Here is a 15,597-nt window from a genome sequence, read left to right as displayed (position 1 = left end):
TTTACCTTCCATAAACTGTAAGTCTGATATAATTTACGCTACCAGTGTCAGCTGCGCTTGTATCGGCAACTTTTACGCTCCAATTTCCGTTAGGATTTTCTCCCAAAGTTCGCACGAGACCAAATCGATAAATGCTACTACCAGTAGAACTTGCTATTGTTGTCGATCCAGAAGAACACGTTGTTGAGTACAATACTCTATAACATCTATGCGATTCCGCTAATTTACTTACAGTACCATTCGGAGATGTTATTTCAATATCCAATTCAGGATAATAAGTATGTCCCGTTCCAAATTCAACTGCCACGAATTCAGTGTAAGTTAAAGAACTTGAGAACGTATAAGTAAAACTAACTCCTGTCGCATTATTATCAGGTATTGCTCGTGATGTCGTATCGGCATTGCCAGTTACTACTGATTGATTTGTGACTATTCTATTCCAGTTTTTTGCTCTATTTAACAACGCTTCCCCATCGATTGCACCGAAGCCATATTGATGATTAATATTCAAACCGGCTGCATTCTGTCTCCAGTCGGAATCGGAAGCATCATTCTTTCTGGCAGAATACGCAATTAATTCTCTTACATCTCGCCAACTGAGATCAGGATACTTACTAATAAGTAGTGCAGCTATTCCTGCTGCTAAAGGCGCTGCAGATGATGTACCATTAAAAAATTTTGTGTAGTTCCTATCGCTCAGATCACTTGTTTTTGTACTATTGTTGGAACCTCTATTTCCAGTTGCATCTACAGTCGTTATTGCAGTCGTATAGGTAGTTGTATCATTACCTTGAGTATGGGTCACTGCTAAGACGTTAGCTCCACTTTCAGAATACGCAGCTCTTTTTCCATTTTGCCCAATACCACCAATTGCCATAACGCCATAATAATTCGCCTGGCCATCATAATTTGAATTATCAAATTTTATGTTCGTGGTAGGAAATGCAGGGTTCCCCCCATTCCCGGCAGCCCAAAAATAAAGCGTACCCTTCCCTTGCCGTCCTGAAGACACTCCAGTATCGATACCCGATCTCCATAGTGAGGATGATGCACTATATGTTCCATAATTGTCAGGTGCCCCCCAACTATTGTTCGATATGGCAATCGCGCTTACATTATGAGTCATTGCCGAGAATTCATCAGAGCTCGGGATTGTATTTTGTTCAAGGATATCGACACCAACTAAATTCACGCACGGTGCTGCTCCACGTCCACCCAATGAATTTGAAGCTCTCGCACCAATGACACCAGCAACCGCTGAGCCATGATATGAATTTGAAAATATATGCGTAGGACTTGAAGTATCGTTAACTAGATTAATACCTGGAATTGAAGTAGATATATTAGCTTTCAAATCCTCATGGGACTCTTCCAGACCATCGTCGACCACCGCTACATTAACGCCTGATCCAAAAACCGACTCATTCCACACTGACAAAACGCGAGCGTCTTCACCTGTAGTTCCACCTGATTGACCAACATTGTTCAAATGCCATTGATTAGTATAAAGAGGGTCGTCACTTGTAATTCCACAAGCGGTCGCATTCGCCCTCGTACTAAAAAGATACAAAAGCAATAGATCATTGAAATCATCGTTCTTCGACTTCTTGCAATAGAGATTCGAAAACAAAGTAATGGAAAGGATAAGAAGACTAATCGAACGCATTTGCCCTACCTATTGTACTTAACAGATTTCATTCAAAAAAATTTCTTGAGCAAGCAAAAATTCTAGGCTTTTGCATCCGCTAGGCGTTTTGCCCGGTCTTCTTGGACTAGAGCATCTATGAGCTCTTCCAAATCGCCTTCCATAATGGCAGGGAGATTGTGGCTCGTAAACCCTATCCTATGGTCTGTACAACGGCCTTGCGGAAAATTGTAGGTGCGGATTCGCTCAGAACGGTCTCCAGAGCCAACTTGTGATTTTTTAAGAGCATCTGCACTTTGTTTGGCGGATAAAGCCAATTGATCGGCAATCCTTGCGCGGAGCATACGCATCGCCTTATCCCTGTTTTTAATTTGAGACCTTTCTTCCTGTGATGCAGAGACAATACCGGTAGGAATGTGTGTGATCCGAACAGCAGAGTCCGTTGTGTTAACGTGCTGTCCACCAGCACCCGAGGAACGATACACATCAATCCTTAGGTCACTTTCTTTGATCTCGATTTCTCTTTCTTCCACTTCAGGAAGAACCGCGACCGTGACCGCAGAGGTATGGATCCTACCGCCAGATTCCGTTTCTGGAATCCTTTGTACGCGGTGTGTGCCAGACTCAAATTTGAATAGGTCATAAGCGCGGTCATCATCCAAGGAAAAAACGACTTCCTTGTAGCCACCAATCCCTGTGGGGCTTAAATCTATGATGTCCACTTTCATACCCATCTTATCAGCATACTTGCTATACATACGGAATAGATCGGCACAGAACAATCCCGATTCTTCTCCACCAGTTCCGGCACGGATTTCCACAAGGATACTTTTGCCCGAGTTGGGATCAGGCGGTAGCAACATGATTTCAAGTTCTTTAGATAGGTTTTCTAGTTTGGTTTCTCCTTCTTCGATCTCTGTCTTCAACATAGAGTGCATTTCGGGATCGTTTTCAGAGTTTAATAATTTTTTCGCGTCTTCAATATCTTTTGTGATTTTGATGTACTCAGCGGCCTTGTTATAGACAGGTGTTAGTCGAGATCTCTCCTTGGATAAGTTCTTCAACTGATCCGATTGAGTAGCTGTACCAAGTTCATCCTCAATCCGAAGGTATTTTTCTTGTATTTTTTTCAATCTGTCTATCATGTCTATGGAAAGGGTATAGAATGCCCGATTTTGATAAACCAAAATCTCTATTGTAGTATGACGAAAGATGCGCAAAACCACCTTCCAAGGTCTCAAAATAGCTTTTTAGAAAGCCTCATCGATCTATTTACAGGATTGGAAGAATACAAAAGCCCCTATGCACCAACCATCCAGGCGCCCAATGAACTGATCCAAGAACTCATCCAAAATGCCTCTTTAAAATGTGCTTTGATAAGTGGGACCTGTTCCCTTCCTCCAGGACCTCTAGGTTTACTTAGCATCTTACCTGAGTTATTGATGATCTACCGCATCCAAGGCCAATTGGTGATTGATATTGCTGCTCTTCTCGGCAAAGAAGTGCAGGTCACCAAGGAATTGCTTTTGTATTGTATGTTCAAAAATGCGGGAGCACAAATATTCCGAAAAGTGATCGAAGAATCTTCTATGCGAATTTTAATTCGCCCCACAACTGTTAGGTTTTTCCAAAGCTTTTTAGAAAAAATAGGTATTATGATCTCACAACGTATGTTCCGTAAACAGTTCACACGGTGGATTCCAATTGGTGGAGCCTTTCTTACAGGTACTCTCACTTATTATGATACCAAGTCCATAGGTTTGCAGGCAAAGAGTCTATTCTCCAAAGAAATTGAAACTCTATCCCAAACATCGGAGCTTCTAACTTCGTGAAATTCTTTTACTTCCTATTTCTTTTCATTCTCTCCTGCAAATCTGATCATGAAAACTTAGTAATGGAGATCGAAGAACTGATCTCCAAAGAAAAATACGAAAAGGCTCTAGATCTTTTAAAAGAACGCCTCTCCGAAAATCGCCCGAGTGCCGAAATCATTTCAAAATCAAAACCCAACCAACCCAGAATCTTCCAAATGTCAGAAGACAGAAGAAAGATAGTTTGGACAGAAAACAAAACTGTCTTCTACAAAGATCTCATAACAGATACTCAAAAAAACTTAGAATTGAAAATTCGTCCCGAACTTTTGCACATTTCTGGAAATGCAGAATTTGCCATCATCCAATATCCTTTGCGCCAAAAAGGAGGATGTGTCATTTACGCCTATTCATTGTTAAACATTACTGTGGAATACGAATCCGCCGTACACATCCCATGCAAGACAGGGATGGGTATTAGCCCCAAAGGAGATAAGATATTTTATTTTTTTGAGAATGACTTATATGAAGAGCGCACCTCCCATCCTAAAAATCCAAAAAAGATAATTAGTTTCGACCAATTTCCACCTCCATTCCCGAAACTCAAAACAAACTTACAGTTAGCGAGCATAGGAGAAGATTGGTTGGTTTGGTCCGGTGCGGGTGGTGCGTACAATTTGTATCTTTATCAAAGTCAAACCAAAAAGGTACAATTGCTATCCAAAGATGTCGTATTGCCAAAAATCACGTATAACAACGGTCATTCTGGATATATTGTTACGGGAAAAATAGGCGATTTATACCTAAAGGAAATCGAATATTCCACAAACCGCATTCCCTTTTTGGGAAGGGGGATCCCAATTTCGACACGAGAAGCCTACTCTTGGAAATTGGCAAACAAAGATGAATTTGTGACCGGTAACCAAAATGAACCCTTGCAACCTATGAAGTGGAAGGTTTTAGGAAAGAAGGAACACCTTCCACTCTTCCTAGAACGATTTTGGGTTGTCGATGGAGATCGCATTATCTACGAAAACGCACAAGGCGAGCTCATCTTGGACCAATTGAACTTTAGCCAAGAAGACTATATTATGCTGGACTATTATAAAAAAGTGAAGAAGTCTGCAGACAGTTAGGCTGCTTGTTCTTTCTGGCGCTCAAAAAATTGACAGGCCTTGTACTTTTCGGAAAGGCAATGTGAAGTGAGGGTTTCCATGTCCTCAGCCTGCAGACGGTTCTTTGAGCTTGGGCATTCTTTGAGACCTTTTGTATACAAAGGGCATTTCACATAGAATTCATTGGCTGCAGAAACTTTCTTGGACATAGCTAGGAAAGGTTGGTCTTCGATTTCTGGGCTGTCAAACGCATTTTCCAAAAAATAAGGAAATAAAAAAATACATTAAGTCGCTAAACAAATCTCTTTTTAGAAGTAGAGATTCAAGATCGTTGGCTCTTGATCCGACTCTGCATTGTCCGCATTTACAAAATCTCTCAGGTTGAATGTGCGGCCTTTCGGATTGGTGCCAAAAAAATCACCATGTAAAAAAACATGCACAAGATCTACTGCTCTCGTCAATTTTATATGTTTTGGTAGACCTTGTGTTTCCCAAATTTGATTTTCGGAAAGTGAACTGATATCTTCAGGTATCAAATCGGCCAAGGATTTTGTATCTAAGGGCGAGAGAGAAGCAGACATTGCCACCAAACCATCTAAGGGTCTGCCACGTAAACTTTCATAGAGAGGAAGAGAAAAAACTTCTGAGCCCATAAAAACACCCACTTTCCAACCAGGAACAATCCAAGTCCGGTCTTGGTTTTTTTCACCTGGTTCTAAGATCTGTTTTTCTTCTTCGGTAAGAATGGTTTTTTTCAGAAGAGGTGCCATCACGCGACCATCGGCAGAGAAAGGTACGGAAACATTATAAAGAGGACCTTTCGGATCTACCACCAGATTACCATTCACTACTTTGGGCGAAGGAAGTATGATGGATCCAGCTAGGATGGGAACTTTGTATGTATTTGCTAATTTAGAAAAGGTCTCTTGGTAGACCTTTGCCATTTCTTCTGAGCGATACCGAAAGGCAGCTTCCCATGTAGCTTTTGGTTTTTTTGAATCCGGGAGAAATGATTGGAGCTCTGATTCATGTTTTTTGACAAAAGCATCCATGGCCTCTTGCCATGTTTCTTTTTCAAATACAAAATCTTTTTCACCCAAAAACACAAGACCTGTTCCGATATTCTCAGGTAAGATAATGATTGTTTTGCGATCATAAATGTTTGCATCTTTGCCTTTTTTTAGTAACTCTTCTAGTCGAAGCGCCCACCATTCTTGTTTGGCAAAATCCTTAGCAAATAAAAACACCTGCATGCCAACTATGTTTCCATATTTACGATCTACACCATTAGTGCGGATTTTGATGTCTGTCCAAGGTGCTGTTATAAATTCTATTTCTTTCTCTTCCTCTGGTTTGGTTTCTGTTTTGGCGATAGAAAACTCAACTTTGGGCATTGGAATTTCATTCTTTTTTAAAACATGAGCTAGCGAACCTGTCACTAATAGCGATAGCAAAAAGAGTAAGATTTTTCTAGGGGGAACGTAGAGATTATGCATATTGTTTTAAATATTTTTGGACTGCTTCTAACATATATTCTGTGAAAAGTGGAGAGGGATTATAAGTGGAAACATCCACCCACTCCAAAAAATCATGCTCATCGGACATTACAATCTCTCCTGAGAGCAATTGAGCATGGTAGGCAATGATGATACAAGGGTGATTTCCTTCATTTACTCTGTGTTTATGAATTAAAAACGGTTCTGGATTTAGGTTGATTTTGACAGTATCGCCAAGCTCTTCACTCAATTCTCTACGAATGCTCTCCGTCCAGTCTTCAAAAAATTCATCTTCATTCATTCGACCACCAGGCAAATCTCCTAGGCCTGATTTACGATCACGGAGAACTAGAAGCTTGTTTTGGTTCCTTAGGAAAACTTTTTGTGTGATTTGAAAATAGCCGTGTTTACTCACTTTGGTTCCCCCCAAATATTGATTTGGTGGTCTACTGCATAGAGGTTTGGCTTTGGTAAGGCTTTCTTTTTGAATTGAGATACCATACCTAAAGATGCCATTGCCAATTGCGATATGATGGGGTCCATAGACTCTGTTGGAACACCATAAAACAAAAAGTTGATGGGACTTCCATCACTCAAGAGATAGATACTTTTTTCAATCTGTGTCTTTGCATTTGGATCTGTTTTAAAGATAAACCTTGCACCTAAATCCATTTGGGTTTGTGGATCCAACAATCTCTCCATCGTACATTGAAAGGAAAGGTCCTGTATCGAGAACCAAGTGTCTTCCGCACTGATTTCGTTGAACCAATGGATGAGATCCTGAAATTCTACAGTTTTCGTAGAACCTGAGGCAAGGAAGAGATCATTGTGTTTGCTTTCTAATATCCAGGTCTCCAAAGATTCTTTTTTGAGAATGCTCTCGCCAGTGACACCGATCACCAAATCTATCGTTAACAGATCTTGTTTTGGCACCCGCTCGAATGAGTCAAAAGCCATTGCTTCTGTTGCCGAGTATTTTTTATCAACTAACACAATCTCTTGGTTTGACTCATGTAGGCGCCCTTTTTTGAGGTAGGATTCTAAAAAGGAGCCGATATTACCTTTTGCGCCAAGAAGGAGTATCTTTCGTTTTGAAAGAACCTTTCCTAAACCATGGAGAGAGTTCTCTATCGCATTTAGCATGGAATGTGCAACTTCTTTGGACTCTTCTTTGGTTTTTTCATTTGAAATCGCAATCGAGTAACAAGGTAGACTCAAAGGCATTTGGTTTTGCAAAACTTTCTGCATTCTGTCATATCCGTTTCTGGTATGTTCTACCGTTCCAATCACTCTAGCTAAGATAAAGTTTTGCAGGGATTCTGATTCATACTCTTTGGGACATTTGATCCAAAATTCATCACAGAATTCTTTCAAAGATTTGTTTTCAGCCATCCTTTGGTTTAGAAGAGGTGCTATGTATCCACCATCCTCTATGAGAATGATGTGGTCTTGGCCTTTTGTAAAACGGAACAACTTATCAAGAAAAAGATAGGTTGCTAAGTATCTCATCGCATCATAAAAAGAAAATTTTGCCTCTTCTAACTTTTCTTTAAAGTGAGAATGTTTAGAGAAATCACTATAGAGCGACGAAACAGCATAATAGACTTTTTTATTTTGAGTTAGTTTCAACTCAAGACCAGCCATATAAAATTGTTCCGTTGGTATATCCAAAAGCACATCCAAGTAAGCAGGTGGAATCTTTCCACCATACTTTACAAATGCGACATCCAATGACTTTGCCTTTAACCTTCTGAATGCCTCAATCAAAGATACAATCTCTGAGGTGATGTGGTGGATTAAAAAAATATGAGTATTTTCAAAATCAAATGAATGTGCTTTTTGGTTTGCGAGTGATTCCAATTGAACCATTCGTCTCAAGTAGAAACTTGAATTGATTTGAGTTCTCCGCTTATTGAAGCTAAAGTTTAAAACTCTATCCAATCTTGATAGATCGACAAAAACATCTACCCTACCGAGTTTAACACATAAGGTGGATCCTTCTTTGATCAATGAGGCAATGTCTGTATCTTCCATGATCAAAAATAGTTTTTTCATCATAGGAAGAAGACTTTCCAATGTTGCACCAGAGAGAAATCTTCTAAATTGATCATCCCAATAAAAATTGATATGCGTTAGGTTTCCAAAAGGAGTCTTTGCAATTTGCTCAAATACTTTACTGAAATGGCGATTTTCTTCTTCAAAGAAGGTTTCGCCTTTTTGAGCTGCGATCATAATTTGATTGGATAGGGATTCTGAAATTTTAGAAAGACCTGCAATATACGTTCGGCTTGTAATTTCATCGACGCGGTAATGCGCGATGGAACCTAAGTTTAACATCGGTTCTGAGGAAGAATCAATCGTGATTCTTAAGAAAAATTCCCCTGCAGTGCTTGGATTTGAAACACGCTCCATTAGAATTAGGTAATTAACCGAAGTTTGCTGGTCTAATTCGTAAAAAGGAAAAAGAAGCCCCAAGGAAGAGGAGCTTCGCGAGCTTTCACCATAAAATTCTGGGTGGATTTTTCTAGCGATTGACTGCCTCTGAAATGTTCCCAAAACCACACGAAGATCATCTTCAAATTGAGATCGATAAATAATCCAATCGTTTAAAACACCTGCTCTCGCATATACTTGTACGTATTGTATGTGCATGTCGATGAGTTCATGGTTGATATTTGGATTGATTCGGTATAGGAAAGATACATCACCGGGAGTTGAATGGAGTGAATTGCCTATTTCTTCCGCCAATGTTTTGGATAGAATAGAAAGTCCAAAAAAGATGCGAACTTGAGAGAGATCAATCTCCCATTCACCATTCTGGTTTGGAGTCAGTGTAGGACCTAGAGAAGTTTGGATTTCCGATTTGATTGTCATATGATTTTAAGGAAAGTTTACGACTACCTTAACGGAACTAGGCTCCTTGGCTTTGGAATAGGCAGTGGTAAGATCCGATGCGGAATATTGATGAGAGATCATATTTTCTTCCAAGGCATTTACAACACTCGGATTCTCTTTGAGTAATTGGATGGCAAAATGGAAATCTCCACACCGTGAACTACGAATCTGCTTTCCTTGTTGAAAGAATTCTCGGGTTTGTTTTGCTTCACCTTCCCAAAGACTCTCCTTTGAACTATCTACCAAAATAGCACTACGAGGTCGGACGAGGGAGCTTTCTGAACCTGGAATTGGTCGTATAGCTTTCGCTATTTGATCGGGAGATTCTACGAGAACCAAATCAAAGCGAGGCACGAGTCCCTCGAAATCTTTACCTTCAAGTATGGAGACGGCCTCTTCTGGACTGCCATGGTATACTTTGAAATGCGTTGGCAATTTATCCTTCCATCTTTCATACATAGATCCAAACACAAAAATAGTTTTGTTTTTTCTAGTTTCTCTGGGCCAAATGAATTGGAAGGATGATTCAGAGACAGGCAATAGAGAAAGTTCGTCAACCACTAGTTCTGTTAGGTGCTGTAAGCCACCCATAGTTTGCCCATTGGTCGTTTTTAAATGAAGTTCTCGTTTTGAAATCTCAATTGCGGATAAAAATCCACTGGGAGTGCTTGTTGTATCATACACTATGTCAAATTGAGATTTCAATGTATCGATACTTGTCACACGCAAATCAACTGCCACATCCGCTCCCATTTTTTTGGAAAGTGTGATTAGGTGGTCATGCCGCGTAATGGCGGTTATATGAAAATTGGTTTTGGAAGATGTTCTATAAGCACTTAAAGCGGCTAGTACAAGACTGCCTAAACGCCTTGGCCCAAGCACAGCAACCCGGTCTCCTTCTTTGGGAGGCGAAGCCAACATTGCCTGGAGTGCAGCTGCAAAAGGCTCCATGAGGACAGCTGCTTTGTCTGAAATCCCATCCAAAGGAATAGCCGCATTCTTAGGAACAAGAAGGTAAGGCCCGAATCCACCTGGCAATCGGTCGATTCCCAATACTTTTCTTTCGGGAGAGTGCGTAGGTATCCCCTCTCGGCAAAACGCATCTGTCTCTACAGAACCGCGTGCCTCCCAAGTGTCGTTGATCTCAACCACGTAACGCTGCTTTTCGTTATTGCCTACTGACTCTGCCAATACCTCGTGGCCGATGATTTGGGGGAGAGGGTGAGGGAGAAAACGTCTGTCAATGTCTGTCGAACAGACACCACAGGATTTGGTTTTGAGCAGTCTATACCCAGGCCCAACTTCTAAATAGGTCTCGCCATTCCTAGAGATCTTCCAACCTGTTTCGGTCTCCCCGGAATATTCATACTCCGACTCTATGAAACGATCATCTGCTGTATAATCGAGTGCCTTAAATTTGATCTGCATCTATCTATTGTTGATAAAAAACAAAAGTATGACAGTCAATGTAAAAAACAAAAGATTCAATAGAAATCCCTGCTGGATTTGCTTTCTCTCTTTTTGACTTAAAAAATAAGCTGTTACAAATACGGAGAAAAATCCTGCTAAGTGTGCCCAATGTGCCACTTGGTCTCTCGCAAACAAATTTGTGACGTCGCTGTAGATGCTTATCCAAGCAAATAAAAAGATAGGAAAGGGGATCCGTTTTGATTTGCTAATGGGAAATTGAAATGGAGATAACATAGCCGCCACACATGCAAGTCCAGAAATAGCACCACTCGCTCCCACAACCGGAGTCGTGTCTCCTATAAGAAATCCCCTAACAAACCAGTCACCTAATACGGATAAGAAGCCAGCCATAAAATAAAACAATAACCATTTGGCTTTGCCTACTCTTTGCTCTACGACTCTTCCAAGAAGGATGAGAAAAAACATATTATTGAATAAATGAGAAAAGGAACCATGAAAGAATGTGCTAAGGATCCAATTCACTGGCTGGAATAGTCCAGGAGTTGCCAAAAAGTATTCATCAATAACTGATGGGAAAAAGATAACTGTTATAGGATAAAGTAATACCATAAAACTGACAAAAAATGCAGTCAAAGGAAATTCCCAAAGCCACCGAGTCATTGTTTATTCTTTTTTGGGAGCAGAGGTCGGAAGTTTGGCCTCATCCGGTCTTCGGGCATAAGGTGGATCAAAATTTGGTATGCCTGTTGCCAATTCATGGAGGTCTGGTTTTTTCCAAATACCATCATAATAGCTTTGTTCTTCAAAGGAATCAAAGTAACTATCATACAACATTCTTAAATACTTTTCTCGATCAACGAAAATGATTCGATTCACTTCGCTTACTAGTCCCTCAAGTGACTTTGCTTCTTTGTTAAAATCATCAATCGAATCATGCAATAAGCCCAAAAGGACGATGTACTTCTCTGCTTGTTTGAGAGATTTCAATGCAAATCCAAATTCATGAAGTTTCATTAAGTAAAGATAGGGACGAATATTCTTTCCGATTAGTAACTTTTGTTTAGCGATCGCAATCTCTCTATAGCCAAGCCGTAGATAGAGTTTGGTTTCTGTCTTTTCTTTTCCATTTGCTTTTTTGGCAAGCACACCTAATTCCCTTTCTAGGTCAGCAATTTCATCTTCCAGAATCAATGCATACAGGCGGATGAGGAGACCTTGGGTTCTCCGAAGCTCTGCGTATGATTTTCCTAAATCCATTTGCAAATGGAGAATCTCAGATTCAATATGGTGTTGGACACACCTCTTATAATACAACTTTTGGATTTCTGTTCCGCGATTGGAGATGGTTGAATTTAAAATTCTTAGGTATTCGTGATTGTCCTTAAGGCCATAACTCACTCGGATCAACTGAGTTGCTTTGGAACTGGATTGATCGGAAAAGGAATCCGTCCAGGCCATAAAACAAATCAGAAGTATAGAGACTACGCGAAACATCTGTGTCCCTATTTTCGGTAGGAAAGAGATTTCATTAACAAGATAAAAAAGAAAAGACATTGTAGTATCGTTTTATAAGATTATGTCTAAATTTAGTATGCCAGCGACTGTTTCCCCACTGCCTAGTTCGCCAACTGAAGCGATTGATGTCCTCAAGGCCGAGATGTATTCCCCTCTTTGGGAGGCACGCCTTTTGGACCTTATGAAATTAGCAGAAAAGTCTGACAAAAATACTTGGGCTCTCATCTACCAATTGGTTAGGGAGGCGGATTCAGGGCGACTGACTTGGGGCTATCACAAACCAATTTTGAGTGGCCTTGTCTATTTATTATCATACCTCGGAGATAGCAAAAGCTATCGAATCTTAGTGAACTACATAAAGTCCCTAGACCGGCCTATACCCATTGGGGCACTGGAATTAATTTCCGATCTATTGCCGACCTTTCCCGAATTAGATGTCAAAGAGATCTTCGAAATTGCCAAGAATAGCAATGAGCTAAAATCTGCTTTTGGCGTGATGGCACTCTGTAAGTTTACTTTTGAGAATCGTTTGAATGATTCGGAAAAAGATGCTCTCAAAGAGTTTTTATCCACTTATAAAAACTATTCTTATTATTTAACTGACCTGATTGAGTCTACTTTGGAATATCTTGCAGAGGGAGACAAGTCCCCCGAACATTTATTAAACGATCTAAACGAGTTATTTTAATGAAAGCAGCCATTCTCTTACCAGGCGAAAGATCTCTCAAAATTGACGATGTACCCATAACCGAAGTTAAACCCAAGCAAGTAAAGATAAAAGTGAAAGCATGCGGAATCTGTGGGTCTGACATTCACCTCATACTTCATGGAAAGATGAAAGCAACCTACACTCCATGCATTCCAGGACATGAGACATCTGGTGTTGTTACAGAACTCGGCGAAGGCGTCACAAAGTTCCAAGTCGGAGACAGGGTTGTCGTCAGTGCAGGAACTTCCTGTGGTATCTGCGACAAATGTCTAGCCGGCAAAGAAAATCTCTGTGAACAAATTGGTGTGCTTGGGTTCAACCAACGAGGTGGCTTTGCAGAGTATCTAATCATCGAAGAAAGATACCTCCACAAATTACCTGAATCAATCCCATTTGAACAAGGTGCTATCCTCGCTGATGCTGTTTCCACACCTTATCATGCTTTGAAATACCAGGGTGAGTTAAAAAAAGGAGAAAATGTAGTTGTGATTGGCTGTGGGGGACTCGGCATCCATGCAGTAGCCATAGCAAAAGCATTGGGTGCAGCTCACATAACAGCTGTCGACATAGACCAAGGCTCTCTCGAAAATGCGGAGGCATATGGTGCTGATTTGAGCATTCTGTTAGATAAAAATATTCAACTGGGAAAGGTCTTAAAAGAAAAAACGAAGGGTGTTGATGTACTAGCCGACTTTTCAGGGCATATGTCCAACATTGAAAGTAGTCTAAGGGCTATGAATCGAGGTGGACGCATTGTACTCGTAGGTATCGGAAGGAGCAAATTAGAATTTCCTATGCCCTTCTTTCTGATCGAAAGACAGATTCGAATTACAGGCTCTTATGGTTCTGATAGTCGTGCTATCCCAGAGTTGATACAGCTATATGAAGATAAACAGATTAATCTTTCAAAATCCATCAGTGGTGTTCATAAATTAGAAGAGGCAAATGAATATCTGCATGCTTTGGAAGATAAAAAAGGAAATCCAATTCGATTTATTCTAAACCCCGAATTGTAAAATTAAGTGACCTCGATCATTAAAAAAGAAATATCATCTTCGGGTTCGCCCATTGCGATTGTATATCGTTTGATCTCTTCCAGCATTTTTGACTCAAATTGATCCAAGGGAAGCTCACGATTCTGCCAGAGTATCGATTTTAACTTGCTTTCTTCAAATGATCCCTCGTCAGGATGCACCAAGTCTAAGAGCCCATCCGTATAAAGGAAAATTCTATCGCCAGATAGAAGCTCGAGTTTGTTTTCTTGGTAGGATAGGTCATTGAACAAGCCTAAAGGTTTCCCTTTGGCCCGGACTTCCCTGATTTCACTCTCTGTGTTTCGGATCAGATAAAACTCGGGGTGGCCGGCATTTGAAAAGGAAAGAAGTTTCGCTTCTAAATCAAAGTATAAGTAGGAGGAGGTAATAAAAAGACCAGAGACCTTTCCTGTTAAATTTCGATTCATAGAATGCAAAACCTTTTGAGGAAATTGCATATAAGGAGCTGTTGCAGAGAATGCCATCTTTGTCATGGCTGCGACAAATGCAGATGAAATTCCGTGACCAGCAACATCACAGATGATGATACCCCAATTTCCCATACTATCCTGAGTAAAGTCAAAGTAATCACCTCCTACGCTGTGTAAGGCTTGGTTGAAACTTTTGATGTGAATCAAAGATTCTTTGATTTCACGCTTTGCGAGTAAGGATTCTTGCAATGTATGTGCTAAATCTAAATCTCTATCAATAGCGATCAGTCTTTCCAAATCTTTATTCTTTTGGATTAGAAGTTGGTTCATCTGGTCCATTGATTGGATCATTTGGAAGTATTGCTTAAAGACAAAGTATGCAAAGGCAACCACACCTATCCACAATCCCAAATGAATTAGAGAAAGTCGGTATGGTAAAATTTCTAGATCAACCAAAACATCATGAATGCCAGTAAAAATAAAAATAATGATTCCCACAGAAATGAGAGTTAAATGTTTTTGCTTTCTAAAAATAACATATATTGATGAATAAATTACGATAATCGCCTCTGGAACCAACCACAGAGAAAAATCTTCTTCAATATTTAAAAAAGAAACTGGATCACTATCATTTCTTAAAAAATACACTATGTACAATACAACATGAATACACGAGATCAAACGAAAGAGACTCCCAAAGAAGGGAGGAAAGACTTGTGCTAAAAAAAGCAAAAGCATAAGAGGACAGAGCGCATAATTTACGTATTGGATTGTTGAAACCAATTGAGATTGGTTCTGCCAAAAATAAGCTATAAAACCATTTGTAATTTCAATCCAGGCACAGCTCATTAAAAAGGCTGAAAAGAAAAGATTCATCTTCAAACTTCGATTCAAAAAATACATTCCGAAGAAAAGTAGAGATAAAAAAACTAAAACCGGTCCAAGACATATGCGGAAAAAATTTTGAATGAACATATGATGATAGGCATCTTGATGTTCTAATATCCAAGCAGATCTATCTATGCCTAAGAAGCCACGGTATATGCCATCGAATTCTATATATATAAATCCCTCCTTGTCAGCAGACAGTGGGATAATGTGTGGGAACACATAATCTGTTTCTGAGAAGGTATAGATCAGCTCATTGCCTTCGAAAACTTTCATTTTTTCTAAAGCAATTTCCAAAAAAAGAACAGGTTGTGAGAAGGCTACTTTTTGAGGCTTACGAATCCGAATCCATAACTTGTGGTTTGGATTTGGTTTTCCACCGAGTTTACCCTTTTCAAATACGGCAAATGTTTCCTTTGCCAAGAATTGAGGGTGATTTTTATCGCTATCGGAAGGTAGCCAAAGATATTCAATCGTATCTTCTTGGAAGAGATCAATGGATGGCCTTGCAGTTTGGATGGACTCAAAATGGCAGTTTGGGAGTAGTAAACAAAGACAAAAAAGGATATACCCCCATAGAATCTTTCTCTTTTTGTTTGTATATTTCCGTTTGACTTTCATTCAAAT

Annotated in this window: 14 protein-coding genes; 4 read left to right on the top strand and 10 right to left on the bottom strand. The window is 39.9% G+C overall.

The features are described 5' to 3' along the window. Position 1: 1 nt before the first annotated feature. Positions 2–1,666, bottom strand: coding sequence for a S8 family serine peptidase (locus DI060_RS15425; RefSeq protein ID WP_108977825.1), 1,665 nt, complete (start codon positions 1,664–1,666; stop codon positions 2–4). 62 nt (positions 1,667–1,728) lie between these two features. Then, positions 1,729–2,790, bottom strand: coding sequence for a peptide chain release factor 1 (gene prfA, locus DI060_RS15420; RefSeq protein ID WP_108977824.1), 1,062 nt, complete (start codon positions 2,788–2,790; stop codon positions 1,729–1,731). A 57-nt stretch (positions 2,791–2,847) separates the two neighbouring features. On the opposite strand from prfA, the gene DI060_RS15415 reads away from it, so the two are divergent. After that, a complete protein-coding gene (locus DI060_RS15415; RefSeq protein ID WP_108978171.1) occupies positions 2,848–3,477 on the top strand; it encodes a hypothetical protein in 630 nt (209 codons plus the stop codon). 62 nt (positions 3,478–3,539) lie between these two features. Then, a complete protein-coding gene (locus DI060_RS15410; protein ID WP_244594441.1) occupies positions 3,540–4,592 on the top strand; it encodes a hypothetical protein in 1,053 nt (350 codons plus the stop codon). Here the strand turns inward: DI060_RS15410 and DI060_RS15405 are convergent. The 7 genes from DI060_RS15405 to DI060_RS15375 form a co-directional block, all read right to left on the bottom strand. Then, the gene (locus tag DI060_RS15405) at positions 4,589–4,780 is read right to left on the bottom strand and encodes a hypothetical protein (RefSeq protein WP_108978170.1); all 192 of its coding nucleotides are present in this window, start codon (positions 4,778–4,780) and stop codon (positions 4,589–4,591) included. The two genes, DI060_RS15410 and DI060_RS15405, sit on opposite strands and share 4 nt — an antisense overlap. 99 nt (positions 4,781–4,879) lie before the next feature. After that, positions 4,880–5,965, bottom strand: coding sequence for a carbon-nitrogen hydrolase family protein (locus tag DI060_RS15400; RefSeq protein ID WP_244594440.1), 1,086 nt, complete (start codon positions 5,963–5,965; stop codon positions 4,880–4,882). A gap of 94 nt (positions 5,966–6,059) precedes the next feature. Next, a complete protein-coding gene (locus tag DI060_RS15395) occupies positions 6,060–6,482 on the bottom strand; it encodes an NUDIX domain-containing protein (protein WP_108977821.1) in 423 nt (140 codons plus the stop codon). Beyond that, the gene (locus tag DI060_RS15390) at positions 6,479–8,941 is read right to left on the bottom strand and encodes a hypothetical protein (RefSeq protein ID WP_108977820.1); all 2,463 of its coding nucleotides are present in this window, start codon (positions 8,939–8,941) and stop codon (positions 6,479–6,481) included. Before DI060_RS15390 ends, DI060_RS15395 begins: the two co-directional genes overlap by 4 nt. Positions 8,942–8,947: 6 nt before the next feature. Continuing rightward, the gene (locus DI060_RS15385; protein WP_108977819.1) at positions 8,948–10,390 is read right to left on the bottom strand and encodes an alcohol dehydrogenase catalytic domain-containing protein; all 1,443 of its coding nucleotides are present in this window, start codon (positions 10,388–10,390) and stop codon (positions 8,948–8,950) included. After that, positions 10,391–11,053: a rhomboid family intramembrane serine protease gene (locus DI060_RS15380; protein WP_108977818.1), complete on the bottom strand. Its 663-nt coding sequence runs from the start codon at positions 11,051–11,053 to the stop codon at positions 10,391–10,393. 3 nt (positions 11,054–11,056) lie between these two features. Continuing rightward, on the bottom strand, positions 11,057–11,887 hold the full coding sequence (locus DI060_RS15375) for an adhesin OmpL37 family surface protein (protein WP_209452056.1): 831 nt from the start codon (positions 11,885–11,887) through the stop codon (positions 11,057–11,059). 82 nt (positions 11,888–11,969) lie between these two features. On the opposite strand from DI060_RS15375, the gene DI060_RS15370 reads away from it, so the two are divergent. After that, a complete protein-coding gene (locus tag DI060_RS15370) occupies positions 11,970–12,596 on the top strand; it encodes a hypothetical protein (RefSeq protein WP_244594439.1) in 627 nt (208 codons plus the stop codon). After that, positions 12,596–13,633, top strand: a complete 1,038-nt coding sequence (locus DI060_RS15365; RefSeq protein WP_108977817.1) for a zinc-binding dehydrogenase — start codon at positions 12,596–12,598, stop codon at positions 13,631–13,633. Before DI060_RS15370 ends, DI060_RS15365 begins: the two co-directional genes overlap by 1 nt. A gap of 2 nt (positions 13,634–13,635) precedes the next feature. On the opposite strand, the gene DI060_RS15360 is transcribed toward DI060_RS15365, so the two are convergent. Then, positions 13,636–15,591 (bottom strand): PP2C family protein-serine/threonine phosphatase, encoded by a 1,956-nt coding sequence (locus tag DI060_RS15360; RefSeq protein ID WP_108977816.1) that lies wholly within the window; start codon positions 15,589–15,591, stop codon positions 13,636–13,638. Positions 15,592–15,597: the final 6 nt, after the last annotated feature.

Source organism: Leptospira ryugenii (genome assembly GCF_003114855.1).
Classification (GTDB): Bacteria; Spirochaetota; Leptospiria; order Leptospirales; family Leptospiraceae; genus Leptospira_A; species Leptospira_A ryugenii.
This window is presented reverse-complemented; position numbering and strand designations above follow the sequence as displayed.

Excerpts from the sequence above, each read along its gene's own strand:
- DI060_RS15425 (WP_108977825.1), bottom strand. The coding sequence starts at position 1,666 with ATGCGTTCGATTAGTCTTCTTATCCTTTCCATTACTTTGTTTTCGAAT.
- DI060_RS15400 (WP_244594440.1), bottom strand. The coding sequence starts at position 5,965 with ATGCCCAAAGTTGAGTTTTCTATCGCCAAAACAGAAACCAAACCAGAG.
- DI060_RS15415 (WP_108978171.1), top strand. The coding sequence starts at position 2,848 with ATGACGAAAGATGCGCAAAACCACCTTCCAAGGTCTCAAAATAGCTTT.
- DI060_RS15360 (WP_108977816.1), bottom strand. The coding sequence starts at position 15,591 with ATGAAAGTCAAACGGAAATATACAAACAAAAAGAGAAAGATTCTATGG.
- DI060_RS15370 (WP_244594439.1), top strand. The coding sequence starts at position 11,970 with ATGTCTAAATTTAGTATGCCAGCGACTGTTTCCCCACTGCCTAGTTCG.
- DI060_RS15380 (WP_108977818.1), bottom strand. The coding sequence starts at position 11,053 with ATGACTCGGTGGCTTTGGGAATTTCCTTTGACTGCATTTTTTGTCAGT.
- DI060_RS15365 (WP_108977817.1), top strand. The coding sequence starts at position 12,596 with ATGAAAGCAGCCATTCTCTTACCAGGCGAAAGATCTCTCAAAATTGAC.
- DI060_RS15385 (WP_108977819.1), bottom strand. The coding sequence starts at position 10,390 with ATGCAGATCAAATTTAAGGCACTCGATTATACAGCAGATGATCGTTTC.
- DI060_RS15375 (WP_209452056.1), bottom strand. The coding sequence starts at position 11,887 with ATGTTTCGCGTAGTCTCTATACTTCTGATTTGTTTTATGGCCTGGACG.
- DI060_RS15390 (WP_108977820.1), bottom strand. The coding sequence starts at position 8,941 with ATGACAATCAAATCGGAAATCCAAACTTCTCTAGGTCCTACACTGACT.
- DI060_RS15410 (WP_244594441.1), top strand. The coding sequence starts at position 3,540 with ATGGAGATCGAAGAACTGATCTCCAAAGAAAAATACGAAAAGGCTCTA.
- prfA (WP_108977824.1), bottom strand. The coding sequence starts at position 2,790 with ATGATAGACAGATTGAAAAAAATACAAGAAAAATACCTTCGGATTGAG.
- DI060_RS15405 (WP_108978170.1), bottom strand. The coding sequence starts at position 4,780 with ATGTCCAAGAAAGTTTCTGCAGCCAATGAATTCTATGTGAAATGCCCT.